Origin of the sequence: Bradyrhizobium agreste (genome assembly GCF_016031625.1) — a bacterium.
Taxonomy (GTDB): domain Bacteria; phylum Pseudomonadota; class Alphaproteobacteria; order Rhizobiales; family Xanthobacteraceae; genus Bradyrhizobium; species Bradyrhizobium agreste.
Genome location: NZ_JACCHP010000017.1, coordinates 41444 through 67702, shown reverse-complemented (window position 1 = coordinate 67702; position 26259 = coordinate 41444). Strand labels below are relative to the sequence as shown.

Here is a 26259-nt window from a genome sequence, read left to right as displayed (position 1 = left end):
TCAGGCCGCCCGGACCGATTCCAGGAACTGCGCGACTTCGACCTTCAGGCGGGTGCTGTCGGTCGCCAGCGACTTCGCCGCCGACAGCACTTCGCTCGAGGCCGAGCCGGTCTCGATCGCGCCGCGCTGCACGTTGGTGATGTTGGACGACACCTCCTGCGTGCCGAGCGAGGCCTGCTGAACGTTGCGCGAAATCTCCTGCGTGGCCGCGCCCTGCTCCTCGACGGCGGCGGCGATCGCGGCGGACACCTCGGACAGCCGCTCGATGGTGCCGCCGATCTCCTGGATGGCGCTGACGGATTCCTGCGTCGCCGCCTGGATGCCCGAAACCTGCGCCCCGATCTCGCCGGTCGCTTTCGCAGTCTGCTCGGCCAGCGCCTTGACCTCGGAGGCGACGACGGCAAAGCCGCGGCCGGCTTCGCCTGCGCGCGCCGCTTCGATGGTCGCGTTCAGCGCGAGCAAGTTGGTCTGGCTCGCGATGGTGTTGATGAGCTCGACGACGTCGCCGATGCGGGCGGCCGCCTGCGACAGCGCGTTGACGCGCTCGTTGGTCCGCGCCGCCTGCTCGACCGCTTCCGCCGCCATCCGCGCCGAATCCTGCACGCGGCGGCTGATCTCGGTGATGGAGGACGACAGCTCCTCGGAGGCGGAGGCCACCGCCTGGACGTTGGTGGAAGCTTCCTCCGACGCAGCCGCAACAACGGTTGCGAGCTCCTGGCCGCGCTGCGCGGTGCCGCTCAGCGTCGCCGCGGACGCCTCGAGCTCGGTCGAGGCCGACGACACGGTCTCGACCACCTCGCCGATCATGACCTCGAAATTGCGGGTGATGGCATCGACGCGGCGCCCACGCTCGATCTTGGCCTCGGCGTCGCGCGCCGCCGCCTCGTCGGCGGCTTTCTTGGCGATCAGCGCCTCCTTGAAGATCTGGAGTGCATCCGCCATCGCGCCGATTTCGGTCTTCTCGCCGCGATGCGGCACCTCGGCCGAAAGGTCGCCCTCGCCGAGCGACTGCATCGGCCGAATGATCGAGGCGATGCCGCGCGAGACGTCGCGCACGAGATAGTAGGCGGCGCCGATCGCGATCACGACGGCAGCGACGATGATGCCGACGAGCACGCGGAACACGGTGGCGTAGCTGTCGGCCGCCTGCTTGGTCTCCAGCTCGGCGCCCCTGTTGTTGAGCTCGATGCCCTTCTGCAGCAAGGGATCGGCGGCCTGAGCCATCTTCGCGACCTTGGTCTGCAGCAGCTCGTTGGCGTCGGTCGGGAAGCGCCCGACGCTCTTGCGCGACAACGCCATCACGTCCTGCACGCCATTCAGATACTCGGCCCAGGCCTTACTCCATTGCTCGTACAGCGAGCGCTCCTCGGCGACCGTGATCAGCGGCTCGTAGACCTTGCGGGTCTTCTCGATGCGCTCACGCAAGCCTGCCAGCCGCTTCTCCGCGGCCTCCTTGCCTTCGGCGGTGTCCTGCATCAGGTGCAGACGCAGCGCGACGCGGAGCTCGTTGATGTCGGCACGCATCGAGCCGAGCGCACGCACGCTCGGCAGCCAGCTCTCCGCGATCTCGACGGTATGGGCGTTGATGTTCTGCATCGTGCCGATCGCCATCACACCGACGCCGGCGAGCGAGAGCACGAGGACCGACAGCACGGTCAGCAGCTTGAAGACGATCGACAACTTCGACATCACACAAATCCCGATCATACCAGCGCACGCAAATCGCCTGCGCCGTAGTCGTCGCGACGGACGACGGGGCCAGGGTCAGTTCAACGATGCTGGCTGGTTCTCATCCCGTAAGATTGCGCCAATCATTGCAAACAGGCGTTAACAGGAAGCTACGGTAAACTACGGCGATTGCTGTCGTCGCAGTCATCTGTTCCGCAACCATGGCTTGCAGTGCGACCCACATCGCGCAGCTCGATGGTGACGTTGAGCGCCAGCGGGTCGACTTGCGCGCGTTAGACGCCGCCGTCAGGCGGCGCGAACGTTGCCGAGGAACCTGCCGACCTCCAGCTTGAGCCGGTTGCTGTCGCCGGACAGCATTTGCGCCGCGGACAACACCTGCGAGGATGCCGAACCGGTCTCGCTCGCGCCGCGCTGCACGTCGGTGATGTTGGACGACACCTGATGGGTGCCCGTCGCCGCCTGCTGCACGTTGCGGGAGATCTCCTGCGTCGCCGCGCCCTGCTCTTCCACCGCGGCTGCGATGGTCGAGGAGATCTCCGACAGTCTCTCGATGGTGTGGCTGATGTCCTTGATCGCGCCGACCGAATGCTCGGTGGCGGTCTGGATGCTGGCGATCTGCTGGCCGATCTCGCCGGTCGCCTTCGCCGTCTGCTCGGCAAGCGCCTTGACCTCGGAGGCGACGACGGCAAAGCCGCGGCCCGCCTCGCCGGCGCGCGCGGCCTCGATGGTTGCATTGAGCGCCAGGAGGTTGGTCTGGCCGGCGATGGTGTTGATCAGCTCGACCACGTCGCCGATCCGCGCCGCTGCCGCGGAGAGCTCGCCGACGCGATCGGTCGTGGTGCGGGCCTGGTTCACCGCATCGCCGGCGACGCGGGCGGATTCCTGCACCTGCCGGCTGATCTCGGTGATCGACGACGACAGTTCTTCGGTCGCCGATGCCACCGACTGCACGTTGGTGGACGCTTCCTCGGAAGCGGCAGCAACCATGGTGGTGAGCTCCTGACCGCGCGCCGCAGTCGCGGTCAGCGTCGAGGCGGAAGCTTCCAGCTCGGTCGCGGCCGAGGACACGGTGTCGACGATCTCACCGATCGCGGCCTCGAAGCTGTCGGCCAGCTTGTGCATCTCGGCCTTGCGCTGCGCGGCCGCAAGCTGGTCCTGCCTGATCTTGGCTTCGGCCTCCTCGCGCGCCTTCTGCTCCGACACGATCTTGAACTTTTCGACGGCGGCCGCGACGCCGCCGACTTCGTCCTTGCGGCCGAGACCGGGCAGAACCACGGAGAAATCGCCGCTGGCGAGCTTGTCCATGGCGACCGTGAGCGCACGGATCGGCCGCGCGATGGTCAGGAACGACATCAGCCAGGAGCCGACGAGGACGAGCATGGCGAGTGCGCCGATCAGGATCGCGATCTGCTCGCTCGATCTCATTTGTGCGGCGGCCGCGGCATTCTTCTCCTCGGCTTTGTGCCTCGCGTAATCGGCGATCTGACCGACCAGCACGTCGAGCTCGCCGGCAATCGGCAGGGTCACCTCGCGTGCGATGCGAATGGCGTCTTCGCTGAGCTTCGCAGCGCGCGCGGCGCCGTCTGCACCACTGGCGGCCAAGGCTTCGCCGCGCACGCCCGCAATCTGCTGCGCGGCCTTTTCGTAATTCGCGGCAAGCGATCTCAGTTTCTCCATCCGAGCGCGGTTCTCCGCCTCGTGAGAAAGCTTCAGCATCTCATCGATCACTGCATTCGTCGATTTCTGTTGGTCACCGAGGCTCTGGGTGGCTTTCTGAATATCGGCCGAGCTATTGGCGAGACGAAGGTCTCGTACCGCGAGCTGCATGCCGCGGACCGCGACCTCGGCCTTGACCGCGTCGCGCGCGATCTGCTGCTGCGCAAGTGCGCTCTCGCTGCTCTCGCGGATGCCGGCATTGCCGAGCATCTGGCTTGCGATCATGGCTCCAACCAGGAGCACACCGAGCGCCGACGCAATCGCCAGCTTGGTGCCGATCCTGAGATTCTGAACAAGGCTCAACATGGGCATGTTTCCCCCGAAGGAACGCGCAGCCGAGTCATTGTCGGCTTCCGCCATTGCCCAAGAAGTGAGCTTTTCACATTCCGATTTGGTTAACGGAATCCCTCGCTCAAATATTGACTTTCTACGCTAAATGATTGAGCGCGAAGGGAAATGATCCCGCCATAGTTGTAAATTGCAGCTTCAAGTCGGATCTAGGACGCTCTGCATCCGATGGCCTCGCCGACGAGGCTAATGCGAAAGACCGGCTGCTTGTCCTCGTCGAGCAGCTCCATGGACCACTCGGCGTTCGGCTTCAGACTGCGCGCGATGCCACTGAGCAGATTGGCGCACACCTCGGTCATCTCGGTCCAGGCGGCTGCGCGATCCTCGAACTCGTACGGCAGGTCGGCGGCGCCGGAATAGCGGCCGGTACTGATGCGGAAGAAATAGAGCGCCATCGTTGAACCCTTGCGTGGGACCGCCCCCCGGCCGCGCGCAAACTTGGGCCCCAACAGCTACCAAGACATGAAAGCCGTCGTCCGTATGACTACGACGCGGGCGGCTTCGTGTTCGATGATATCTTCGACGATCAATGGCGCGGGCTGTCCCGCGCAGGCGAGATCACTGCGTGGAGCGGCGCAGCTCCAGCGGACCCTCGTTCTTCGCCGGCTCGGACTTCACCGGCTCGAGCCGGCTGCCCTCGACACGCGGCGTCTCCACGCGCGCGGCGACCTCGGTGTTCGACGCGGCGACCGAGCCGGTATGCTCCGGCCTGTGCAGCGAGCGCGGCCGCGCCGCGGCGCGCGCCATCAGCATCTGATTGCCGCCCTGGTGATGGAAGTCGCAATAGGCGAAGCCCATGCCCGACACCGAGCCGCGGAAGCTGCGATCGTCGGTCTTTTCCAGGTTGAAGCAGGGCTCGAACGGGATGCCCTTGATCGAGGCGCAGACGTTCTGGCCGCGGATCTGGAGCGTGTTGCCGGGCAGGCGGAGATGTTTCACGGGGCCCGAGCCCGAGAACTGCACGGCGCCGGCGGCGCCGAGATCATCGAGGATGCGGCCTGCACCGCGGGTGCCGTCGAAACAGGTGAAGGCGAACACCTTGCCGGCCACGAAGCGGCGCGCTTCGTCGGCGTTCATGCTTCCAGCGATGGCCGGCGCAAACGTCGCTGCCGCCGTGACAGCCCCCAACACAATACGCGCAAGCATGCTCAACTCCGAACCAACCCCCGCAGCGGGCGATGCCTTTATCTCTTTACCCGCTGCTTACCATACGAACCATGGCGACATTGAAGCAGCTTGGTTGGTAAAGTCTGAACGCCGTTAGACAATTTTTACCACGACGCGGCCGCGAACCTGGCCGGCCAGGATTTTCGCGCCCCAGTCCGGCACCTCGTCGAGCGAAATTTCCTCAGTGATTTCAGACAGTTTTGTCCGATCAAGGTCGGAGGCCAAACGCTGCCAGGCGGCTTTCCGGGGCTCAATCGGGCACATCACGGAATCGATGCCGAGAAGGCACACTCCGCGCAAAATAAACGGCGCCACCGAGGACGGCAGGTCCATGCCGGCGGCCAGGCCGCAGGCCGCGATCGCGCCGCCATATTTCGTCATCGAGAGCAGGTTGGCGAGGGTGGTCGAGCCGACACTGTCGACGCCGCCGGCCCAGCGCTCCTTGGCGAGGGGCTTTGCCGGCGCCGACAGTTCATTGCGATCGATGATCTCGGCAGCCCCCAACTGCTTCAGGTAGTCGGCCTCGGAGGGCCGGCCGGTCGAAGCGATGACGTGGTAGCCGAGCTTCGAGAGGACGGCGATCGCGACCGAGCCGACGCCGCCGGCAGCGCCCGTCACCACGACCGGGCCGCTCTTCGGCGAGATGCCGTGCTTCTCCAGCGCCAGCACCGAGAGCATCGCGGTGAAGCCGGCGGTGCCGATCGCCATGGCATCGCGCGCCGACAGGCCCTGCGGAAGAGCGACCAGCCAGTCGCCCTTCACCCGCGCCTTCTCGGCATAGGCGCCGAGATGGGTCTCGCCCATGCCCCAGCCGGTGCCGACCACCTTGTCACCCGCATTCCACTGCGGATGCGAGGAGGCTTCAACGGTGCCGGCGAAATCAATGCCGGCGATCATCGGGAAGCGGCGCACCACCGGCGCCTTGCCGGTGAGCGCAAGGCCGTCCTTGTAGTTCAGCGTCGACCATTCCACCCGGACGGTGACGTCGCCCTCCATCAGCTCGGCTTCGTCGAACTGTGCGAGCTGCGCGGTGGTGCCCTTGTCCGCCTTGTCGATCCTGATCGCCTTGAATGTGGCCACGACTGAACTCCCTGACTTTGTTTGTCGAGGATGTTTAGCCGATCAGGCCGGCTGCGCAACCGCCCGCTGGACCGGTTTCTCCACGATCGGAAGATTGATCAGCGCCGAGAGCACGCCGAACAGGATCGAAAGCCACCAGATCGGCGTGTAGGAACCGAACTTTTCGAACACGATGCCGCCGAGCCAGACGCCGAGGAAGCCGCCGACCTGGTGGCTGACGAAGGCAAAGCCGTAGAGCGTCGCGAGCCAGCGCGTTCCGAACATCAGCGCCACCAGCGCCGAGGTCGGCGGCACCGTCGACAGCCAGGTCAGGCCGGAGATCGCGCCGAACGCGATCGCCGAGAACGGCGTGATCGGAAACGTGATGAACGCAAGGGTTGCCAGCGCGCGCGTGAAATAGATGGTCGAGAGGATGTAGCGCTTGGGCAGATAGTTCTGGAGATAGCCGACGCTGAGCGAGCCGATGATGTTGAACAGGCCGATCGCCGCGATCACCCAGCCGCCGGTTTGCGTCGAGATGCCGCGATCGACCAGGAAGGCCGGCAGATGCACGGTGATGAAGGCGAGCTGGAAGCCGCAGGTGAAGAAGCCGAGCACCAGGAGCACGTAGGAGCGGTGACCGAAGGCCTCGGCAAGCGCCTTGGTGATGGTCTGGTCGTCCGCGGGCGTTGCGCTGCTCGCGCTCGTCACCGGCGGTGTCGAAAGCGCCAGCGACAGCGGGATGATCAGCAGCATCAGGAAGCCGAACACGGAGAGCGCCTGCTGCCAGCCGAAATTGTCGATCAAGGCGACGCCGATCGGTGCGAACAGGAACTGCCCGAACGACCCCGCCGCCGTGCCGGCACCGAGTGCAAGGCCGCGCTTCTCAGCCGGCAAGAGCTTGCTGAACGCCGACAGAACCAGATTGAACGAACAGCCGGCGAGGCCGAAGCCGATCATGACGCCGGCGCCGAGGTCGAGCGACAGCGGCGTCGAGGAATAGCGCATCAAGAGCAGGCCGCCGGCATAGAGCAGCGCGCCGACGCACATCACCCGGAACAGACCGAAGCGATCCGCAACTGCGCCGGCGAACGGCTGGCCCAGTCCCCACAACAGATTCTGCACGGCGATGGCGAGGCCGAACACGTCACGGCCCCAGCTGAATTCGTTGCTCATCGGCTGCACGAAGAAGCCGAGCGCCGAGCGCGGACCGAAGCCGAGCATGCCGATGGCACAGCCACAGAGGATGATGACGGCCGGGGTGCGCCAGTTGAGGGAACGCGAGGCCGGAGCGAGTTCGCCGATCTGTGTCGACATGGTGTCCTCGTCTGTTGTTGGCGGATCCGCAATTCAGCAGCCGCGGGAGGGCCCGTTTAATGCATCTGCATGAAAATCCCAAGCCGAAAGCGATTGCATTCCGCGAGGAGCTGACGCGCGAGCATTGCATTTCAATCTGGCCTCGCCTGGCAGGTGCGCAGTGACGGGAATGTGTACGGCAGGACCTAGCGGCGCGCGGCGATGCGTGCTATCCTCGATTTACTCATATTGAGCATATTAGGGCAGCAGCGACGTTCCACCGGCCTCTCGGCCGGATTTCTCGGGCCCTACATATTCTCAATTTGAGCATAATAACCCTGCTTGGGAGGCTTCAATGCCGATCACTGGAATTTACGGACCCGACGACTTTGCCAACCGGCCGCAAGGCCAGCCCATCGCCTCCCGCGCCGTGCCGGTCGCCCCCCGCGCCGCGCCGGTCCCTCCGGGCCCGAAATGGCCGAGGCCCGCACTGGAATGGACGCCGGCGGTCGAACGCGCCACCGCGCCGCTCTATGACCGCGTCAAGCACGTGATCCCTGCGATCGAATGGCCGCTGATGGCGCCGACGATTCACGCGATCAACGAGCTGAAGCGCGCGCGGGGCGCCGTCGTCCTCGCCCACAACTACCAGGCTCCGGAGATCTTCCACTGCGTCGCCGATATCGGCGGCGACTCGCTCCAGCTCGCGGTCGAAGCCAGCAAGGTGAAGGCCGACATCATCGTCCAATGCGGCGTGCACTTCATGGCGGAGACCTCGAAGCTTCTCAATCCGGACAAGACCGTCTTGATCCCGGATTCGCGCGCGGGCTGCTCGCTCGCCGCCAGCATCAGCGGTGCCGACGTGCGCCTGCTGCGGGAGAAATTCCCCGGCGTGCCAATCGTCGCCTACGTCAACACGTCGGCGGAAGTGAAGGCCGAGGTCGACATCTGCTGCACGTCCTCGAACGCGGTGCAGGTGGTCGAGAGCCTGAACGCCCCGACCGTGATCTTCCTGCCCGACCGATACCTCGCCACTTACGTGGCGTCGAAGACCGACGTGAAGATCATCGCCTGGAAGGGCGCCTGCGAGGTGCATGAGCGCTTCACGGGCGAGGAGCTGCGGAGCTTCCGCGAAGCCGATCCGTCCGTGCAGATCATCGCGCATCCGGAATGCCCGCCGGACGTGCTGGCGGAAGCCGACTTCACCGGTTCGACCGCGCACATGATCAACTGGGTGCGCGCGAAGCGGCCGCGGCGGCTGGTCATGATCACGGAATGCTCGATGGCCGACAATGTCCGCGCCGAGCTGCCTGACGTCGAGATGCTCCGCCCATGCAACCTCTGCCCGCACATGAAGCGCATCACGCTCGCCAACATCCTGGAGAGCCTGCTCACGCTTGGCGAGGAGGTGACGATCGATCCCGCGCTCGCGGAACGCGCGCGGCGCTCGGTCGAGCGCATGATCAACCTGAAGAATTGAGGGCGAGCAACATGCAACACGACATCCACAACCTCGCCCGCACCGGCGATGTCGTCATCGTCGGCGGCGGCCTTGCCGGACTGTTCTGCGCGCTGAAGCTGGCTCCGCGGCCGGTGACCTTGATCTCGGCGGCACCGCTCGGGCACGGCGCATCCTCCGCATGGGCGCAAGGCGGCATCGCCGCGGCAGTGGCCGAAGGCGATACGCCGGAGGCACATGCTGCCGATACAGTCGCCGTCGGCGGCGGCCTCGTCGATGCCGCCATCGCGCTCGGGATCGCGCGCGAGGCGGCGCCGCGCATCCACGATCTTCTCGCCTATGGCGTTCCGTTCGATCGCGATCTCGACGGCAGGCTTGCCGTCGGACGCGAAGCTGCGCATTCCGCGCGTCGCATCGTGCATGTGCGCGGTGATGGCGCCGGCGCCGCGATCATCGCGGCCTTGAGCGAGGCCGTGCGCCGCACCCCCTCGATCCGCCTGATGGAAGGCTTCGTCGCCGAAGCCTTGCTGACCGAGGACGGCGCGGTCACCGGCCTTCAATTGCGCAAGGCCGGCAATGCAGCGGCACGGCCGCTCGTGCTCGCCTCGCGCGCGGTCGTGCTGGCGACCGGCGGGCTCGGCCATCTCTACGCCGTCACCACCAACCCGGCGGAAGCGAGCGGCACGGGCCTTGCGATCGCAGCCCGCGCCGGCGCCGTGATCGCCGATCCTGAATTCGTGCAGTTCCATCCCACTGCCATCATGGTCGGCCGCGACCCCGCGCCGCTCGCCACCGAAGCGCTGCGCGGCGAAGGGGCAACGCTGATCAATGGCGACGGCGAGCGCTTCATGAGCGCCCGCCACCCGCTCGCCGAGCTCGCGCCCCGCGACATCGTGGCCCGCGGCGTTTTCGCCGAGATCGCGGCCGGGCGCGGCGCCTTTCTCGATGCGCGTCAGGCGCTGGGCGCTCGCTTCGCGACGCGGTTTCCGACCGTGCATGCGAGCTGCATCGCCGCCGGCATCGATCCCGCGACGCAAGCCATCCCGATCGCACCGGCCGCGCATTACCACATGGGCGGCATCGCCGTGGACGCGCGCGGCCGCAGCTCGATCGACGGGCTCTGGGCTGCCGGCGAAGTGACCTCAACCGGCGCGCATGGCGCCAACCGGCTCGCGTCGAATTCCCTGCTCGAAGCCGTCGTCTATGCCGCCCGCATTGCCGACGACATCGCCGGCCGCACCCTGCCCCCGCCCGCCCGGCTTCCCGACGGTTTGGTGACGCCGCGCGCTGGCGCGCTGGACGCTGCAGAAGTGAAGCGGCTGCGCGCGATGATGAGCGCACATGTCGGCGTGATCCGCGACGGTGATGGGCTTGCGCAGGCCGTGCGCCATTTCGCCAGGCTCGCGCGCGAGGCCGGACAGGGCCTGCTCGGCAATATGGCAATTTCGGCCCTGCTCGTCGCCGTTGCGGCCTGGACGCGGCGCGAGAGCCGCGGTGCGCATTGCCGTTCCGATCACCCGGTCGAGACCCCAACACTGGCGCAGAGAACGATGACCACGCTCGCCGCGGCGCGCGAGGTCGCGGAGAGCATCGAGGAACGCCCGCGGCCGCGCATCGCGCAATCCATGATCGCCTGAAGGAGGCCCCATGATCACCCCGACCTCACTGCTCTACCCCGATGCCTTCCTCTCGCCGCTTGCGATCGAGGCGGCCGTTGAGCGCGCGCTCGGCGAGGATCTCGGCCGCGCCGGCGACATCACCTCGCTCGCGACGATCCCCGAGGCGACACGCGCGCAAGCCATCCTCGTCGCGCGGCAGTCCGGCGTCATCGCCGGATTGCCGCTGGCGCTCGCGACCTTGCAGAAGCTGTCGCCCGACATCGAGGTGCGCGCACATGTCCGCGATGCCGCGCGGGTTGCGCGCGGCCAGCACGTGCTGACGATCTCGGGGCCCGCGCGCGCCATCCTCACGGCGGAGCGGACCGCGCTGAACTTCGTCGGCCGGCTGTCGGGCATCGCCACGCTCACGGCGGACTATGTCGCGCGCACCGAAGGCACCAGGATGCGCATCTGCTGCACGCGCAAGACCACGCCGGGACTGCGCGCGCTGGAGAAATACGCGGTGCGCTGCGGCGGCGGCTTCAACCATCGCTTCGGGCTCGACGACGCCATCCTGATCAAGGACAACCACATCGCGGTGGCCGGCGGCATCCGCCCGGTGCTGGAGCGCGCCCGCGCCCATGCCGGCCATCTGGTCAAGATCGAGATCGAGGTCGACACGCTGGCGCAGCTGCGCGAGGTGCTCGACAGCGGAATGGCCGACGCGGTGCTGCTCGACAACATGGATCTTGCGACGCTGCGCGAAGCGGTGAGGCTCAACGAGGGTCGCCTCGCGCTGGAGGCGTCCGGCGGCGTCACGCTGGACTCGATCGGCGCCATCGCAGCCACGGGCGTCGACTATGCCTCGGCCGGCGCGCTGACGCATTCAGCGCCGAATTTCGACTGTGCGCTGGACATCGAGGCTTAGGGCACGACTTACACGGGTTCGTCATGCCGGGCTTGTCCCGGGCATCCACGTTCTTCATTTCGCGAAGCTAGACGTGGATGGCCGGGACAAGCCCGGCCATGACGCAGTACAGAAACTATCTCCGCTCCGTCACGCCCATCTCCGCGGAGCTCTTGGCTTCCTGCGCAAGTGCGGCGGAGAGCGCGGCGGTCTGCGCCGGCGAGCCCCAGCTCGGTTCCTCGCTGCCGTCACCCCAATTGCGCGGCCGGTAGAAGGTGTGCACGCCGGTCTTGTACAGCTTCTTCATCTCGGCAACCCAGGACGGGCGGACCCAATAGGCATGGTAGTGCGTGGACTTGCCGACCTCGGGCAGCCAGATCTGGCCGTCGAGCATCGCCTTCGAGATCTTCTTCGCTCGTTCCCACATCTCCGGCTCGCGAATCACATCCGGATTGTTGTCGCAGGCGAAGGTGAACTGGCAGGCGAAATGGCGGTACTTGTTCTGGTAGACCACGCCGCACACCGTATCAGGGTATTTGCCGGAGAACACGCGGTTCATCACCACCTGCGCCACCGCGATCTGGCCGCGCACGGCCTCGCCGCGGGATTCGAAGTAGACGGCCTCGGCGAGGCACTTTTCCGATTTCGCACGCGCCTTGTCGTCAAGCGCGAGCCGTTCCGCCGGCGACTTGGCGCGCTGGTTGTCGGCGTTGACCTCGCCCTTCGGCGCGAGGCTCTCGCCGCTCTCGATGTTCTTGGCGATCTCCGCCGTCGGCGGGGTCAGCGAGGCCGTCACCTTCATGTCGGGGTCGGGCATCACGATCAGCGGCTCGGCGCCGGGCTGCCAGCTCTCGATCGTCTCGAGATTGCCGCCGAACGAGGAGCTGCCGAAGAACAGGCTCGATGTCTTGACGCTGAAAGGATCGCGCGCGGGCGCAGCCGGCGCCGTGGCCCGCTTCGGCGCTTCCAGCGGCTGCACCGCGAACCCGCGCGCGGCCTCGCTCGCCTGCGGCGGATTGGAATATTGCGGCAGCGGCGGCGCGCGCATCGCCTCCTGCAGCTCGGGATCGAGCGCGGCCGCGGATTCCGGCGACATCGCCGGCGGCAATGCGGCAGTCTTGGCGCCGAACACCGAGCTGTTCGAGGTCGCGGGATCTTCCTTGGCCGGGGCTGCAGCCGGCGCGGCCGACTCGGGCGACTGCGTCGGCGCGACGATTGCGAGACGATCGCCCTTCAGGGCGCGATCGACCTTGGGAAAGTCGGAAGCCTGGTAGCGCGGCGGCGCCTGAAGCGCCGGATTGCGGCTGATCGCGCCGGTGATGTCGCGGCCGTCGAGGCTTGCGAGCCGCACCATCGCGCTCTGCGGAACCGACGTGCCGATGGGGCGGGAAAAACTGTAGGTGGCGAGCTGGATCGAGGACGCAGCGGAGAACACCTGCTTCTGCCACCGCTCGGCGACGCCGGGTTGGCGCGCCAGCAGCGAGGCAATGTCCTGATAGCCGGTCTCTTTCGGCATCAATGCGAAGATGCAGAGACCGATGCCGAAGGACGCGAACCGCGCGCCCTTCGGATGGTTACGCAACACTGACATCGATACGCTCACGCTACGCTTACGCTCGTCAGATCGAACTCAGTACATCCGTGCAATTCGATCTTTATCGTCAGTATCTAATTTAGGTTGCCGGGGCGTTAATCGGCGTTGCGCAGGCGGCACACTCAAGCGAATGCAGGTGTTTTCACGGGGCGACGTGGCGCATTGGTAAATGCGGGCTCACGTGAAGCGGTAAAGATCGGGTCAACGCGAAAGGTGAAGGAACTCTTGCGGCCGCGTCTCATTACGGGACGCTTGTTGCGAGACCGCCTGTGCGATGGTGATGGACGCGAGGCGTCAGTGCGCCCTCACTCGGCGATCAGCTTCAGCCACTCGTCTTCGGTCAGCACCTTGACGCCGTGCTTGTTGGCGTCCGCGAGCTTCGAACCGGCGCCGGGGCCCGCCACGACGAGATCGGTCTTTTTCGAGACCGAGCCCGACACCTTGGCCCCTAGTCGCTCGGCCGTCGCCTTGGCTTCATCCCGCGTCATCCGCTCCAGCGATCCCGTGAACACGACCGTCTTTCCGGCCACGGCCGAATTGCTCTTCGGCTTCTCGGCATCGACGATCTCGACCTCCCTGGTCAGGCGTTCGACGATGCCGCGATTGTGGCTCTCGCCGAAATAATCGGCGATGCTCCTGATCACGGTGTCGCCGATCTGGTCCAGCGCATCCATCTCGGCCATCGCCTCCTCGTCGCCGTTGGCAACTTTCAGGCAGGCATCGTGGAACGCATCCCATGAGCCGTAGCCGCGCGCCAGCGCCAGCGCCGTGGTCTCGCCGACATGGCGCATGCCGAGCGCGTAGATGAAGCGCTCCAATGCGATTTTCCGCCGGCTCTCGATGGCGCCGAACAGGTTGCGCACCGAGGTCGCGCCGTAGCCCTCGACCTCCTCGAGCTTGAGTTTCGAATTGCGCTTCTCGAGCGTGAAGATGTCGGCGGGCTCCTTCACCCAGCCCTCGTCGAAAAAGTACTGCAGCTGCTTCTCGCCCAGGCCGTCGATGTCGAAGGCCCGCCGCGACACGAACAGCTTCAGATGCTCGATCTTCTGGTAGGGACAGGCGAACTCGCCGGTGCAGCGGGCGCGCGAGCCCTCCTCGCCCGTCGCCGTCTCCTCGCGCACGACGTCGGTGTGAAGCGGACACGGGCACGTCTTCGGGAAGTGGAATTCCCTGGCGGTCTTCGGCCGCTTGTCGAGGACGATGTCGACCACCTGCGGGATGACGTCGCCGGCGCGCTGGATCACGACGGTGTCGCCGATCCTGATATCGCGCCCCTCGCGCAGCACCTCGCCCTTGTTGCCGATGCCCTTGATGTAGTCCTCGTTGTGCAGCGTGACGTTCTGCACGATCACGCCGCCGACGCCGACCGGCTCGAGCTTGCCGACCGGCGTGAACGAGCCGGTGCGGCCGACCTGGATCTCGATGTCGCGCAGCAAGGTCATGGCACGCTCGGCCGGGAATTTGTGCGCGATACCCCAGCGCGGCGTGCGCGAGACGAAGCCGAGCCGCTCCTGCCAGTCGATGCGGTCGACCTTGTAGACGACCCCGTCGATGTCGTAGTCGAGCCGCGCGCGCTGCTCCTCGATTGCATGATGAAAGGCGAGCAGCTCATCGACCGAGTGACAGAGCTTGGTCAGGGGATTGGTCTTGAAGCCACAGCGCTCGAACCAGCCGATCATGCCGCTCTGCGTGTCTTCCGGCATCGCGCTCATCTGGCCCCAGGCGTAGGCAAAGAACCCGAGGGGACGGGAGGCGGTGATGGTCGGGTCCTTCTGGCGCAGCGAGCCGGCGGCCGAATTGCGCGGATTGGCGAAGATGGTATCGCCTGCCGCCTTCTGCCGCTCGTTGAGCGCCAGGAACGCCTTCTTGGTCATGTAGACTTCGCCGCGCACCTCGCAGATGTCGGGGATGTTGCGGCCCTTCAGCTTCTGCGGCACGTCTTCCAGCGTGCGGATGTTGGCGGTGACGTCCTCGCCGACCGCGCCGTCGCCGCGCGTCGCGGCGGTGACGAGCTCACCGCCCTCGTAGCGCAGCGACATCGAGAGGCCGTCGATCTTCGGCTCGGCCGAGAAATCGATCTGGTCGTCGTCGAGCTTCAGGAAGCGCACGATGCGGCCGATGAAGTCGCGCACATCCTCCTCCGCAAAGGCGTTATCGAGCGACAGCATGGGCACGGTATGCCGGATCTTCTTGAAGCGCCCTGACGGCGCGGCGCCGACCTTCTGCGAGGGCGAGTCCGCGGTGACGAACTCGGGAAACCGCTGCTCGATCGCGTTGAGGCGCTGGCGCAGCGCGTCGTACTCGGCGTCGGTGACAACAGGCGCATCCTCCTGATAGTAGCGCTCGTTGTGCCCCTCGATCTCGAGCGCGAGCCGCATATGCTCGACCTTGGCCTGCGCCTTGGTGAGATCGGCGACCTCGCGTAGCGGTGTTGCTTTGGATTTTGCTGCTCTGGCCATGGCGCTTGGATACGACGGACGGGGCGGGAGGGTAAAGGCGGTAAGAGTCTCGTGCCCCGGACGCAGCGCAGCGCGAAGCGGTGCGCTGCAGAGCCGGGGCCCATGTGGCGGCATTCTGGGTCCCGGCTCGCGCTGCGCGCGTCCGGGACACAAGCTAAGCCGTCGCCGCCTTCAGCAGCCGTTCCGCCGCCGCCCTCGCTTCGGCCGTGATCTCCGCGCCTGCGAGCATGCGGGCGATCTCCTCGCGGCGGTGGTCGGCGGCAAGTGCATTGACGCGGGTGGCGACGCGCTTGCCCTTGTCGAGGGCGTCCTTGGAGATCAGCAGGTGCTGGTCGGCGCGGGCGGCGACCTGCGGGGCATGGGTCACGGCCATGACCTGGACCTTGCCGGCAAGCCGCGAAAGGCGCCCGCCGATGGCATCCGCAACCGCACCGCCGACGCCGGTGTCGATCTCGTCGAAGACGAGCGTCGGCGCCGAGCCGCGGTCGGACAGCACGACCTTGAGCGCGAGCAGGAAGCGCGACAGTTCGCCGCCGGAGGCGACCTTCATCAAGGGACCCGGCTTGGTGCCCGGATTGGTCTGCACCCAGAACTCGACGCGATCGAAACCTTGCGGCCCGGGCGCGGCCTCGTCGGTCTCGACCTGGGTCATGAACCTGGCGCGCTCGAGCTTGAGCGGGGCAAGCTCGGCGTTGACCGCCTTGTTGAGCTTCTCGGCCGATTTCTGCCGCGCCAGCGACAGATTCTTGGCAGCCGCCGCATAGCGGCTGTCTGCCTCGATCGCGGCCTGCTCCAGCTTCTTCAGGCGCGAGGCGCCGGCATCGATCAGGACCACGTCGGCGGCATATTTGGCGGCCAGCGCGGCGAGGCCGTCGACCGGCGTCGAATATTTGCGAGACGCCGCACGCAAGGCAAAAAGCCGTTCCTCGATGCGCTCGAGCTCGGCCGGATCGAAATCGGTTGCGGCCAGCGCCGCCTGGAGGTGCTGATCGGCCTCCTCCAGCGCGTTGATCGCCGCGTCGATCGCCTTTACCGCCGGCTCGACCAGCGCCGGCGAGTTGACGCCGCGCCGCTCCAGCCGGCGCACCGCCGCCGAGAGGGCTGCGACCGGCGAATGATTGCCGCCGACCGCCTCCTGCGCCTCGCGCAGGTCGGAGGCGATCTTCTCGCCCTGCATCATGGTGGTGCGGCGGGAGGCCAATGCGGTCTCCTCGCCGTCCTTGGGCGCGAGCTGCTTCAGCTCGTCAGCGGCGTGGCGCAGATAATCGGCCTCGCGCGCGGCGCGCTCCATGGCGGCGCGATGCTCCTCTAGCGCGGAGTTGGCGGTGCGGCGCGCATCCCAGAGTGCTTCGACCGCCGCGACTTCCTTTTCGAGGCCAGCAAAAGCATCGAGCAGACGGCGGTGGGTGGCGGCATCGACCAGTGCGCGCTCGTCGTGCTGGCCGTGGATCTCGACCAGGGCGGTACCGACCGCCTTCAGCGTCTGCACGCTGATCGATTGGTCGTTGATGAAGGCGCGGGTGCGGCCGTCGGCGAGCTGCACGCGGCGCAGGATCATCTCGCCGGTATCGTCGAGGCCGTTCTCGGCCAGGATCTTCGTCGCAGGGTGATTCTTGGGGACATCGAATACGGCCGTGACCTGCCCCTGCTCCGCGCCGTGACGCACGAGGCCGGCATCGCCGCGGCCGCCGAGCGCCAGCGCAAAAGCATCGAGCAGGATGGATTTGCCCGCACCGGTCTCGCCGGTCAAAACCGCGAGGCCGGTGGCGAATTCGATATCGAGCCGTTCGATCAGGACGATGTCACGGATCGACAGACGCGCCAGCATGGAACCGCATTTCCTAGCCGAGACCCATTTTCTTGAAGGTCCGGCTGATCCAGGACCCCTGATTCTCGCTCGGCTCGAGACCGCCGGATTTTACAAGATTATAGGCGTCCTTGTACCAGCGGCTGTCAGGAAAATTGTGCCCGAGCACGGCCGCCGCGGTCTGCGCTTCGCCGACGATGCCGATCGCCATATAGGCCTCGGTGAGCCGGAACAGCGCCTCTTCGACATGGCGGGTGGTCTGGTACTGCGTGACGACGGTCTTGTAACGATTGATGGCGGCCGTGTAGTCGCGCTTCTGGGCGTAGTAGCGGCCGACATTCATTTCCTTGCCGGCGAGCTGGTCGCGCGCGCCCTCGATCTTGGCCTTGGCCGAGGTCGCATATTCCGAGTTCGGATATTTGCGCACCACCTCTTCCAGCGCGGCGATCGCCTTTTCGGTGCGGGTCTGGTCGCGGCTGATGTCCGGGATCTGGTCGTAATGGGAGGCGGCGATCAGGTATTGCGCATAGGCCGCATCCGGGCTGCCGGGATGCAGCGTGACGTAGCGGGTGGCGGCGCCGATGCAGCCGTCATAATCGCCGCCCTGATAGGACGCATAGGCCGACATCAGCAGCGACTTGCGGGCCCAATCGGAATAAGGATGCTGGCGGTCGACCTCTTCGAACTTCTTGTTCGCCGCCTTCATGTCCTTCTTCTCGTTCATGAGGTACAGGCCCTCATTGTAGATCTTGTCGGCGGGCTCCTCGACGAAGGTGTCGTCCTTGGCGGTGAACTTGTCCCAGAGCGCGCCCGTGCCGCATCCGGCAAGGGGTAGCGCGAGCATGATGAAGGTGACGGCCTGAAGCAGCCCGCGGGCTCGCGACGAGACCGAGAAATATCCGCGCGTCATACGCTGTGCCGACATGAGTTTAAGCCCTGACGCCCTGTGATGCGGTGTCCGCCAGCCCACGAACCCCTCATGGGCGCGAAATGTAACCGTGGTGCCTGCCGCGCGACCACGCCGATGTATCCGAAAAACGACCGTTAACGAACCGGATAGGGAGGCATTTCGCCCGGATTAAGGCGAACCTGCCGCAATGCTAGCCGATCATGGTTACCAGGAGTTTCCCGGGGGGCCGCCAACCAAATCCGAAAGCGGCAGGCCGCGTCAGGACACATCCGGTCCGAAGGCCGCAGCGACCCGGCCGCCGACGATGCCGCGACCGACCTCGCCCACGGCACGCGTGGGGCGGCGGGCAGCCTCGCCCTCGACCACCCTCCAGGCGGTCCGATCGGCCAGCAGCGCCGTCAGGACGGCGTGGTTGAGCTTGTGGCCGCCGCGCACCGAGCGGTAGGCGCCAAGCAGCGGCAGGCCGGCCAGCGAGAGGTCGCCGATCACGTCCAGCACCTTGTGGCGGGCGCATTCATCGGCATAGCGCAGGCCTTCGGTGTTGAGCAGCCGCTCGTCATCGAACACGACGGTGTTGTCGAAGGAGGCGCCGAGGGCATAGCCCGCGCTCCAGAGCCGCGCGACGTCGCACATCAGGCCGAAGGTCCGGGCCCGGCCGACCTCCCGGCGGAAACCTTCCGGATTGACGTCGAAGGCGTAAGCCTGCTGGCCGATGACGGGATTAGTGAAATCGATCTCGACCTCGACGCGGAATCCATTGGCGTCGGGCCTGATCTCGCCGAAGGAATCGCCGATCTTGACCGAGATCGGCTTCAGAACCTGAATGAAGCGACGCTGCGCCGGCTGGGTGACGATCCCGGCCTGGTCGATCGCCGCAATGAAGGCCGCGGCACTGCCGTCCATGATCGGAACTTCCGGACCGTCGATCTCGATGGTGGCGTTGTCCACGCCCATTCCCCGCAGTGCAGCAAGCACATGCTCAGCGGTGGACACCAGCGGACCGTCGCGGTCGCCGAGGACGGTGGCAAAGTCAGTCGCAATCACCTGCTCGGCGGTGGCCTGAAATTCGCGGTCACTTCCCTCAAGTCCGGTCCGGACAAAAATAAAACCCGCGTCGACAGGCGCAGGCCCAAGCGTGAGAGTGACGGGAAGACCGGAATGAACGCCCACGCCTGCCACAGAGGCTTGCGCACGAAGCGTTGTTTGCCGGCTAAACTTCATCAGGAACCGCCCCACTACGACCCATTGCGACTTATACGAGACCCGCCTGGCCGGCCACAGCCGACGCTTCCGAATCTCCGTATCCCCAAGTCACGGCAGACCATAGTTGCTGCCTCAAACAGCGCCAACTCACGCTTTTTTACCGATTGTTACCCCAAACCTGCCGTATTCGCGCCAAGGCTTAACCAAATTGCGCCGGCGTCCGAGACCGTCATCGGCAGTTTTACTGAACCACCAAGTGCGTAATTAATGATTTAAAATCAGTTGCTTGGCTGCACAATCCGGACATGCCCGGGGCAAAAGGAAAGGTCCCGGCGAGCGTCTCGCCGGGACCTTTTGTCATCTGCCTTATTGTAACAATCCTCAGGTCGCCTGCCGCCGCAGGAAGGCCGGGATATCAAGATGGTCGTCACCCTGTGGCGCCGGCGCAACAGGCGCGGGGCGGCCGTGGACGTCCAAGCCTTGCGGTGCGGGACGGCGGGCATACTCTGATACCGGCTCACTCGACGCGATCTGCTGCGCCACGGTCTTCTGCGGCCGGCGCTCGGGCAGCGGCGGCATGGCGGGACCGGCGGTGCGGGCCGCCACCGGCGGCTCGCTTTCCTCGTCGCGACGGCCGAGACCAACATTGGCGAGGCGCTGCAGCAGCGACAGGCGGGTCTTCTGCGGTGTCTCTTCCTCGGCCTCGCCGCGGGCCTGCCGAATCTCGGCCTGCGCCGGCATCGGCAGCTCCTCGATTCGCGGCATGCGCGGCGTACGGGCCGGACGCTCGGCCTGCGGCGGGATGAAGGTATCAGGCGTCATCGGCTCCTGCACCGCGACCGGGGCCATGTCGGCCTCCGGGAACAGGGTCGGCTTCTGCGCGATCGGGCGCACGGTGACGTCGCCATAGGTCTGCGGCGCGGGCGCCTGCGGCACCTCGGCAACGGCAGCGGCGATCGCGGCGAGCGCAGCTCGCTCGACGTTCGGACGGGGCGCGGCAGCCGGAGCCGGCGCGGCGGCCGGGGTCTGGGCTTCCAGCTTCTGGGCGCGCTCGGCCAGACGCTGGTTGTCGGCACGCAGCCGGGCGGTCAGGTCGGCGAGACGGCTCTCGGCGGCGGCGGCCGGGGCGGCAGCCTGCGGCATCTGCGGTGCCGGGTTGGCGACGGGCGCAGACGTCGCCTGGCTGTTGCGGGCGATCGCGGCCTGCTCGATGCCAGTGGCGACGACCGAGACGCGGATCAGGCCGTCGAGCGCTTCGTCGAAAGTGGCGCCGACGATGATGTTGGCGTCCTGGTCGACTTCCTCGCGGATGCGGGTCGCCGCCTCGTCGACCTCGAACAGGGTGAGGTCCTTGCCGCCGGTGATGGAGATGAGCAGGCCCTTGGCCCCCTTCATCGAGCTGTCGTCGATCAGCGGGTTGGCGATCGCGGCTTCCGCGGCGGTCAGCGCGCGCTTGTCGCCCGAGGCTTCGCCGGTGCCCATCATCGCTTTGCCCATCTCGCGCATGACGGCGCGGACGTCGGCGAAGTCGAGGTTGATCAGGCCTTCCTTGACCATCAGGTCGGTGATGCAGGCGACGCCCGAATAGAGCACCTGGTCGGCCATCGCGAAGGCGTCGGCGAAGGTGGTCTTCTCGTTGGCGACCCGGAACAGGTTCTGGTTCGGGATGATCAGGAGCGTATCCACGACCTTATGCAGCTCGGCGATGCCGGCTTCGGCCGTGCGCATGCGGCGCTGGCCCTCGAAGTGGAACGGCTTGGTCACCACACCGACGGTGAGGATGCCCATCTCGCGCGCGGTCTTGGCGATGACGGGAGCGGCACCCGTGCCGGTGCCGCCGCCCATGCCGGCGGTGACGAACACCATGTTGGCGCCCGAGAGATGGTCGCGCAGCTCGTCGATGACTTCTTCCGCCGCTGCGGCGCCGACGTTCGGCTGCGAGCCGGCGCCAAGGCCTTGCGTGACAGCGGTGCCCATCTGCACGATGCGCTGCGCCTTCGACATCGTCAGCGCCTGCGCATCGGTGTTGGCGACCACGAAGTCGACGCCCTGCAGGCCCGCCGTGATCATGTTGTTGACGGCGTTGCCGCCGGCGCCGCCGACGCCGAACACGGTGATCCGGGGCTTCAGTTCGTGAATATCAGGAACATTGATGCTGATGGTCATGGTTGCCTCTCGATCACGCGCGCGTGGGTTCGCCCCGGCCGGTGGCCGCGGGAGTTGGTGAAAATCGAAGATTGCGGAAAGCGGTCATCAAAAGCCCTCGCGTAGCCATCGTCCGACCTTTCCGAAATATCCGCCGGTCCCTGTCTTGATCTGCTGCCGCGTATGCCGCGGTTCGACATGTTCGAGGTGAACATATTGCGGGTAGACCAGAAGTCCGGCCGGCACCGCGAACGCGGCGTTCTTCGCCTCATTGGGCAGCCGGCCGAAACCGAGCGGACGACCGACCCGAACGGGCCGGCCGAGAATCCGGGTGCCAAGATCGACGAGACCGGTCAGCTGCGAGGCGCCGCCCGAAAGCACGACGCGGCCGTTCGGCTCTGCGGCGAAGGGCGAATCCTTCAGCTTGTCCCGAACCATTTCGAAGACTTCCTCGGCACGGTGCTTGACGATGTTCGCGATGGTGGCGCGGGAAACGATCTGCGGCAGATCCTGCTCGTCACCGGCTGTCGGCACAGACATCAGCTCACGCGAGTCCGATCCGCCGGTGATGACGGTACCGTATAAGGTCTTGATTCGCTCGGCATCGGCAATGGTCGCCGAGAGTCCGCGCGCAAGATCCATCGTGATGTGTTGCCCGCCGACCGCAAAACCCGCCGCGTGCACGAAGCGGCCGCCCGAATAAACGGCAATCGTGGTGGTGCCGGCGCCCATCTCGACGACAGCGGCGCCGAGATCGGCCTCGTCGTCGGTCAGCACCGACAGGCCGGCCACATAGGGGCTCGCTGCCATGGCTTCGACATTGATGTGGCAGCGCTCCACCGCCAGCATCAGGTTCCGCGCCACGGTGGCGTCGCAGGTGACGACGTTCATGTCGACACCGAACTGGTGCGCGACCATGCCGCGGGGATCGCGGATGCCCTTGACGCCGTCGAGCGTGTAGCCGACCGGCAGGGCGTGCAGCACGGTGCGGCCTTCGCCGGTGGCGTGGCGCATGCCGGTGGAGGTGACGCGGCTGACATCGGCCGGCGTTACGGCGCCGCCACGAATGTCGGCGGCAGCCTCGACCAGCTGGCCGGCGAGCCGCCCGCCGGAGACCGACAACAGCACGGACTCGACCCGCACCTTGGCCATCTTCTCCGCGAGCCCGACGGCCTGGCGCACCGCCTGCTCGCATTCGGTAAGATCGATCACCGCGCCGGCCTTCATGCCGCGCGCCTGGATCTGGCTGTAGCCGATCAATTCCACCGCATGGGTGCGGCCGCGCAGCGCATCGCTCGGCGGCGACGGCTTCAGCCGCGCGATCATGCAGGCGATCTTGCTGGTGCCGATGTCGAGGCAGGCGACGATGCCGCCGCGCTTGTGCGGCATCGGGCGCGTCTTCGGTGTCTGGGTGCGATCGAGACCGGTCATGCGGAATCCCCGGCCTTCTTTTTCTTCTTGTCCTTGAACGGCTCCTCCCGCGCCTTGGCGGCGTCCTCGGAGAGCTGCACCACGAGCCGATCGGGCAGGCGCATGTCGACGGCGACGATATCGCGCGAGAACAGCCGGTCCTCCTTGTCGAGCTTCGACAGCATCGCAAGCGCGTTGCCGATGTCCTGCTCGGGCAGGCGGATGTCGAGACCGTCCTTGAGTCGCAGGTTCCAGCGCCGCTCGCCGACATAGATCGCGGCCTTGGTCACAGAATTGACCTGAGGATAGCGCGCCAGTAGCGCCAGGAAATCGCGTGCCTGGGTCTCGGCGCCCTTGCCGACAACGAGCGGCAGCGACAGGAAGCGGCGCGAGACATAGGGCTCGAGCACGGCGCCGTCGTCGGCGATGACGGAGAGCCGGCCGGCCTCCTGCCACAGCGCGAACGCCTTGCGCTCGGTGAGCTCGATCATGAGCTGGCCCGGATAGAGCTTCAGCACGGTCGCATCCGCGATCCAGGGATTGGCCTTGAGCTTGTCGCGCACTGCCTCGGCGTCGAGGAACAGCAGCGAAGAGCGGCCGCTGACGCCGCCGATCGCGAGGATCTCGTCCTGAGTCAGCTGCTTGCGGCCGTTGATCACGACGGAGGTGATACGGAAGCCGGCGGAATTGGCCAGCGCATTGCGGGCATCGCTGACCGCGGTGACGAAATCCTGGAGATGGCCACCCTTGACGATGCCGAAGCCGCAGCTGCCGATCAACAGCAGCACGGTCATGCCGAGGCCGACCCGGCGCGGCAGATAGCGCTCGACCAGCGCGACCAGGCGCGGCGGCGGCTCGCGCTCGACGGCGGCCCTGACCTTGGCTTTGGCCTTGTCCTTGGCGGCAGCGCGCGCCTCTTCGCGCTTGTCCTCTATCCACTCGCGCAGAAGCACGACCGCTCCGATAGCGGCCGCCTTCAGGTCAGCTTGGGGCCTCAGCGATCTCAAAAGCGATCGGGTGAGGCGTCCTGCACCATCCATTGCACGAGCTCGTCAACAGTTTGCCCGCGACATCGCGCGGATCCTGGCGAACATGACGTCTCGGACCTGCCGGGCCGGGTGCTGGTCTTCAGCAGAAGAAAACCTCTCCCCTTCAAAGCGTTCGCTGGGGGGTGACATCACCCGCGACAGCTCACGCGCCGGCAGCCAAAGCGCCATATGCGCCGCCAGCGTTAACCTTCGGACGTCCTGGTAAACAAAAGGTAAAATTCGTTAACGACTTGCGCATTTTGCCCCGCAATGTGAGGCATTTGCGCCGCGATGTCCGGCATTTTACCGGTTTTGGCCGCCAAACCGGCCCGTTTCGCCGCTCCGGCCGTTAACCAATCCTGACTATTTCCGCACGCGCTGGCAGGCGAGCTCGACCAGGCCGCGCAAGAAGTCGACAAATTCGATGCCTTCGGCTTTCAGCGCCTTGGGGTAGAGCGAGGACTTGGTCAGCCCGGGCAGCGTGTTGGTCTCGAGATAGACGAGGCCCTTGTCCGAGACGATGAAGTCCGAGCGGGAATAGCCGGTGCAGGACATCGCCCGATGGGCCAGCATCGCCTGCGCCTTGAGCGCGGCGGTGATCTCGGGTGCGAAGCGGCCGGGGCAGATCTCCTGGGTCGACTTCAGAAGATATTTCGCCGCGTAGTCGAAATTACCCTCGCCCGGAATGATCTCGATCGGCGGCAGCGAGATGATCGAGCCGTCGGTGCGCTCCAGCACGCCGCAGGTCGCCTCCACGCCAGCGACGTAGGGCTCGATGACATACTCTTCATGCTTGGCCGCGTTGCGGACGGCGACGAGGTCCTGCTTGGCGTTGACGAAGATCAGGCCGTAGCTCGACCCGTCGCGCGCGGGCTTTGCGATCAACCGGCCGTATTCGGCGAAGGCCTCGTCAATATCATCGAGCGCAAGATTTTCCGGCGGCGTCACGCCGCCGAGCGCGGCGAAGCGCTTTGCCGCGATCTTGTCGAAGGCGAGATGCGAGGACGCCGAGCCCGAGCCGGTGAAGGGCACGCCGCGCGCCTCGCACATCACCTGCAATTCGCCGTTCTCGGCGCGGCCGCCATGCAGGCCGAGCACCAGCACGCGATCCTCAGCCTTGGCCTGATCAAGCGCCTGCTCCAACGGGATCCCGCGCGTGCCGGGCTTGAACTCGTCCTCAAACGGACGGGCATGCTCGAGCAGCTGCTTCGACTGCACGACGTGAACCTTGTCCTCGACGTCCCACCACCAGAGGTCAGCCTCGGGCAGCGCCTGATGCAGCGCCTGGGCTGTGGCTACGGAGACGAGACGTTCGCGGTTGGAGCCGCCGAAGAGGATGGTGATGCGCATATGTCCTCTCATTTCGTCATTCTGGGATGGTGCGCAAGCACCAGACCCGGAATCTCGAGATTCCGGGTTCGCGCTTCGCACGCCCCGGAATGACTGTTAGATCGAAACCCCGATCCGCTTGATTTCCCAGTGTAGCTCAATTCCGGAATTCGCCTTCACGCGTTCGCGCACCGTCTCGCCGAGTGTCTCGATGTCGTGCGCGGTGGCCTCGCCGGTGTTGATCAGGAAGTTGCAATGCATCTCCGAGACCTGCGCGCCGCCGACGCGCAAGCCGCGGCAGCCGGCGGCGTCGACCAGCCTCCAGGCGGAATGGCCGGGCGGATTCTTGAAGGTCGAGCCGCCGGTCTTCTCGCGGATCGGCTGCGCGGTCTCGCGATGGCTCTGCACCTCCGCCATCCGCGCGCGGATCGCCTCCGCGTCCCTGATCTCGCCGCGAAAACGCGCTGAGGTGAAGATGATGGAGGGATCGACGCCGCTGTTGCGATAGACGAACTTCATCTCGGCGTTGGAGAAGACGTGCTTCGTCCCGTCGCGCCCGACGCCCCTCGCCTCGATCAGCACGTCCTTGGTCTCGCCGCCATTGGCGCCCGCATTCATGCGCAGCGCGCCGCCGATGGTGCCGGGAATGCCGAAGAAGAATTCGAGCCCGCCGATATTGGCGGAGGCCGCAACTTCCGCCACGCGCTTGTCGAGCGCGGCAGCGCCGGCGGTCACGATGTCGCCGCTCGCGGTCGCCTCGCCGAAGGCGCGCGGTGCAAGCCGGATCACGACGCCGGCAATGCCGCCGTCGCGCACGATGAGGTTGGAGCCGACGCCGATGACGTAGACGGGAATGTCGGAAGAAAGATGCGCGAGGAAGTAGGCGAGATCGTCTTCGTCGGCCGGCGTGAACAGCACCTGCGCCGGGCCGCCGACGCGAAACCAGGTGAGCTCGGCCAGCGACTGGTTCGCCAGCAGCCGCCCGCGAAGCTCAGGCATCGCGGCTTTGAGTGAAGGGGTGATGTCGGGGAAGGTCATGCCGTCGCCTCACGTGAGGAACGCATGCTCTTTCCGTTCCCTCCCCCCTTGTGGGGGAGGGTCAGGGAGGGGGGTAGCCCCAAGCGAGGTCGGAGTT

The 26259-nt window shown here is 66.3% G+C and carries 19 protein-coding genes; 3 read left to right on the top strand and 16 right to left on the bottom strand.

Features of this window, described 5'->3' with window-relative positions; translation table 11 throughout:
* The 6 genes from HZZ13_RS23940 to HZZ13_RS23915 form a co-directional block, all read right to left on the bottom strand.
* A complete protein-coding gene (locus HZZ13_RS23940) occupies nucleotides 1-1689 on the bottom strand; it encodes a methyl-accepting chemotaxis protein (protein ID WP_197961970.1) in 1689 nt (562 codons plus the stop codon).
* Nucleotides 1690-1974: 285 nt separating this feature from the next.
* Nucleotides 1975-3711 (bottom strand): methyl-accepting chemotaxis protein, encoded by a 1737-nt coding sequence (locus HZZ13_RS23935; RefSeq protein WP_197961969.1) that lies wholly within the window; start codon nucleotides 3709-3711, stop codon nucleotides 1975-1977.
* Nucleotides 3712-3902: 191 nt separating this feature from the next.
* Nucleotides 3903-4148, bottom strand: coding sequence for a DUF6894 family protein (locus HZZ13_RS23930; protein WP_197961968.1), 246 nt, complete (start codon nucleotides 4146-4148; stop codon nucleotides 3903-3905).
* Nucleotides 4149-4311: 163 nt separating this feature from the next.
* Nucleotides 4312-4899, bottom strand: coding sequence for a hypothetical protein (locus tag HZZ13_RS23925; protein WP_197961967.1), 588 nt, complete (start codon nucleotides 4897-4899; stop codon nucleotides 4312-4314).
* A gap of 114 nt (nucleotides 4900-5013) precedes the next feature.
* Nucleotides 5014-6000, bottom strand: coding sequence for an acrylyl-CoA reductase (NADPH) (gene acuI, locus HZZ13_RS23920; protein ID WP_197961966.1), 987 nt, complete (start codon nucleotides 5998-6000; stop codon nucleotides 5014-5016).
* Nucleotides 6001-6042: 42 nt separating this feature from the next.
* Nucleotides 6043-7296 carry an MFS transporter gene (locus tag HZZ13_RS23915; RefSeq protein ID WP_197961965.1) on the bottom strand — a complete coding sequence of 418 codons (1254 nt, stop codon included), beginning with the start codon at nucleotides 7294-7296 and terminating at the stop codon, nucleotides 6043-6045.
* A gap of 334 nt (nucleotides 7297-7630) precedes the next feature.
* Here HZZ13_RS23915 and nadA point away from each other — a divergent pair, with 334 nt between their 5' ends.
* The 3 genes from nadA to nadC are packed head-to-tail and all read left to right on the top strand — an operon-like array spanning nucleotide 7631 to nucleotide 11260.
* Nucleotides 7631-8755 (top strand): quinolinate synthase NadA, encoded by a 1125-nt coding sequence (nadA, locus tag HZZ13_RS23910; protein ID WP_197961964.1) that lies wholly within the window; start codon nucleotides 7631-7633, stop codon nucleotides 8753-8755.
* An 11-nt stretch (nucleotides 8756-8766) separates the two neighbouring features.
* The gene (locus HZZ13_RS23905) at nucleotides 8767-10371 is read left to right on the top strand and encodes an L-aspartate oxidase (RefSeq protein WP_197961963.1); all 1605 of its coding nucleotides are present in this window, start codon (nucleotides 8767-8769) and stop codon (nucleotides 10369-10371) included.
* A gap of 10 nt (nucleotides 10372-10381) precedes the next feature.
* Entirely contained in the window at nucleotides 10382-11260 is an 879-nt protein-coding gene (nadC, locus tag HZZ13_RS23900; protein ID WP_197961962.1) for a carboxylating nicotinate-nucleotide diphosphorylase, read from the top strand.
* A 115-nt stretch (nucleotides 11261-11375) separates the two neighbouring features.
* Here nadC and HZZ13_RS23895 read toward each other — a convergent pair whose 3' ends face one another.
* The 10 genes from HZZ13_RS23895 to murB all read right to left on the bottom strand — a co-directional run bounded on the left by HZZ13_RS23895 (nucleotide 11376) and on the right by murB (nucleotide 26162).
* Nucleotides 11376-12830 (bottom strand): cell wall hydrolase, encoded by a 1455-nt coding sequence (locus tag HZZ13_RS23895; protein ID WP_197961961.1) that lies wholly within the window; start codon nucleotides 12828-12830, stop codon nucleotides 11376-11378.
* Between the two features lie 308 nt (nucleotides 12831-13138).
* Entirely contained in the window at nucleotides 13139-15292 is a 2154-nt protein-coding gene (ligA, locus tag HZZ13_RS23890) for an NAD-dependent DNA ligase LigA (protein WP_197961960.1), read from the bottom strand.
* A gap of 154 nt (nucleotides 15293-15446) precedes the next feature.
* A complete protein-coding gene (gene recN / locus HZZ13_RS23885) occupies nucleotides 15447-17120 on the bottom strand; it encodes a DNA repair protein RecN (RefSeq protein WP_197961959.1) in 1674 nt (557 codons plus the stop codon).
* A 13-nt stretch (nucleotides 17121-17133) separates the two neighbouring features.
* Complete coding sequence (locus HZZ13_RS23880) at nucleotides 17134-18024, bottom strand: outer membrane protein assembly factor BamD (RefSeq protein ID WP_197961958.1); 891 nt, start codon at nucleotides 18022-18024, stop codon at nucleotides 17134-17136.
* Between the two features lie 243 nt (nucleotides 18025-18267).
* Nucleotides 18268-19230, bottom strand: coding sequence for a UDP-3-O-acyl-N-acetylglucosamine deacetylase (gene lpxC / locus HZZ13_RS23875; RefSeq protein ID WP_197961957.1), 963 nt, complete (start codon nucleotides 19228-19230; stop codon nucleotides 18268-18270).
* A gap of 363 nt (nucleotides 19231-19593) precedes the next feature.
* Entirely contained in the window at nucleotides 19594-21378 is a 1785-nt protein-coding gene (gene ftsZ / locus HZZ13_RS23870) for a cell division protein FtsZ (RefSeq protein WP_197961956.1), read from the bottom strand.
* Between the two features lie 87 nt (nucleotides 21379-21465).
* Entirely contained in the window at nucleotides 21466-22788 is a 1323-nt protein-coding gene (gene ftsA / locus HZZ13_RS23865) for a cell division protein FtsA (RefSeq protein WP_197961955.1), read from the bottom strand.
* Nucleotides 22785-23807, bottom strand: coding sequence for a cell division protein FtsQ/DivIB (locus HZZ13_RS23860; protein WP_197961954.1), 1023 nt, complete (start codon nucleotides 23805-23807; stop codon nucleotides 22785-22787). The genes ftsA and HZZ13_RS23860 overlap by 4 nt, the downstream gene beginning before the upstream one ends.
* A gap of 351 nt (nucleotides 23808-24158) precedes the next feature.
* A complete protein-coding gene (locus tag HZZ13_RS23855) occupies nucleotides 24159-25145 on the bottom strand; it encodes a D-alanine--D-alanine ligase family protein (protein ID WP_197961953.1) in 987 nt (328 codons plus the stop codon).
* Nucleotides 25146-25241: 96 nt separating this feature from the next.
* Nucleotides 25242-26162 carry a UDP-N-acetylmuramate dehydrogenase gene (gene murB / locus HZZ13_RS23850; protein ID WP_197961952.1) on the bottom strand — a complete coding sequence of 307 codons (921 nt, stop codon included), beginning with the start codon at nucleotides 26160-26162 and terminating at the stop codon, nucleotides 25242-25244.
* Between the last annotated feature and the right edge of the window lie 97 nt (nucleotides 26163-26259).

Bases quoted from the DNA above. Each gene is read 5' to 3' on its own strand.
- HZZ13_RS23860 (WP_197961954.1), bottom strand. From the start codon at position 23,807: ATGGATGGTGCAGGACGCCTCACCCGATCGCTTTTGAGATCGCTGAGG.
- HZZ13_RS23935 (WP_197961969.1), bottom strand. From the start codon at position 3,711: ATGTTGAGCCTTGTTCAGAATCTCAGGATCGGCACCAAGCTGGCGATT.
- murB (WP_197961952.1), bottom strand. From the start codon at position 26,162: ATGACCTTCCCCGACATCACCCCTTCACTCAAAGCCGCGATGCCTGAG.
- ligA (WP_197961960.1), bottom strand. From the start codon at position 15,292: ATGGCCAGAGCAGCAAAATCCAAAGCAACACCGCTACGCGAGGTCGCC.
- HZZ13_RS23940 (WP_197961970.1), bottom strand. From the start codon at position 1,689: ATGTCGAAGTTGTCGATCGTCTTCAAGCTGCTGACCGTGCTGTCGGTC.
- lpxC (WP_197961957.1), bottom strand. From the start codon at position 19,230: ATGAAGTTTAGCCGGCAAACAACGCTTCGTGCGCAAGCCTCTGTGGCA.
- HZZ13_RS23925 (WP_197961967.1), bottom strand. From the start codon at position 4,899: ATGCTTGCGCGTATTGTGTTGGGGGCTGTCACGGCGGCAGCGACGTTT.
- ftsA (WP_197961955.1), bottom strand. From the start codon at position 22,788: ATGACCGGTCTCGATCGCACCCAGACACCGAAGACGCGCCCGATGCCG.
- HZZ13_RS23880 (WP_197961958.1), bottom strand. From the start codon at position 18,024: ATGTCGGCACAGCGTATGACGCGCGGATATTTCTCGGTCTCGTCGCGA.
- HZZ13_RS23855 (WP_197961953.1), bottom strand. From the start codon at position 25,145: ATGCGCATCACCATCCTCTTCGGCGGCTCCAACCGCGAACGTCTCGTC.
- ftsZ (WP_197961956.1), bottom strand. From the start codon at position 21,378: ATGACCATCAGCATCAATGTTCCTGATATTCACGAACTGAAGCCCCGG.
- HZZ13_RS23930 (WP_197961968.1), bottom strand. From the start codon at position 4,148: ATGGCGCTCTATTTCTTCCGCATCAGTACCGGCCGCTATTCCGGCGCC.
- recN (WP_197961959.1), bottom strand. From the start codon at position 17,120: ATGCTGGCGCGTCTGTCGATCCGTGACATCGTCCTGATCGAACGGCTC.
- HZZ13_RS23915 (WP_197961965.1), bottom strand. From the start codon at position 7,296: ATGTCGACACAGATCGGCGAACTCGCTCCGGCCTCGCGTTCCCTCAAC.
- HZZ13_RS23895 (WP_197961961.1), bottom strand. From the start codon at position 12,830: ATGTCAGTGTTGCGTAACCATCCGAAGGGCGCGCGGTTCGCGTCCTTC.
- nadC (WP_197961962.1), top strand. From the start codon at position 10,382: ATGATCACCCCGACCTCACTGCTCTACCCCGATGCCTTCCTCTCGCCG.
- HZZ13_RS23905 (WP_197961963.1), top strand. From the start codon at position 8,767: ATGCAACACGACATCCACAACCTCGCCCGCACCGGCGATGTCGTCATC.
- nadA (WP_197961964.1), top strand. From the start codon at position 7,631: ATGCCGATCACTGGAATTTACGGACCCGACGACTTTGCCAACCGGCCG.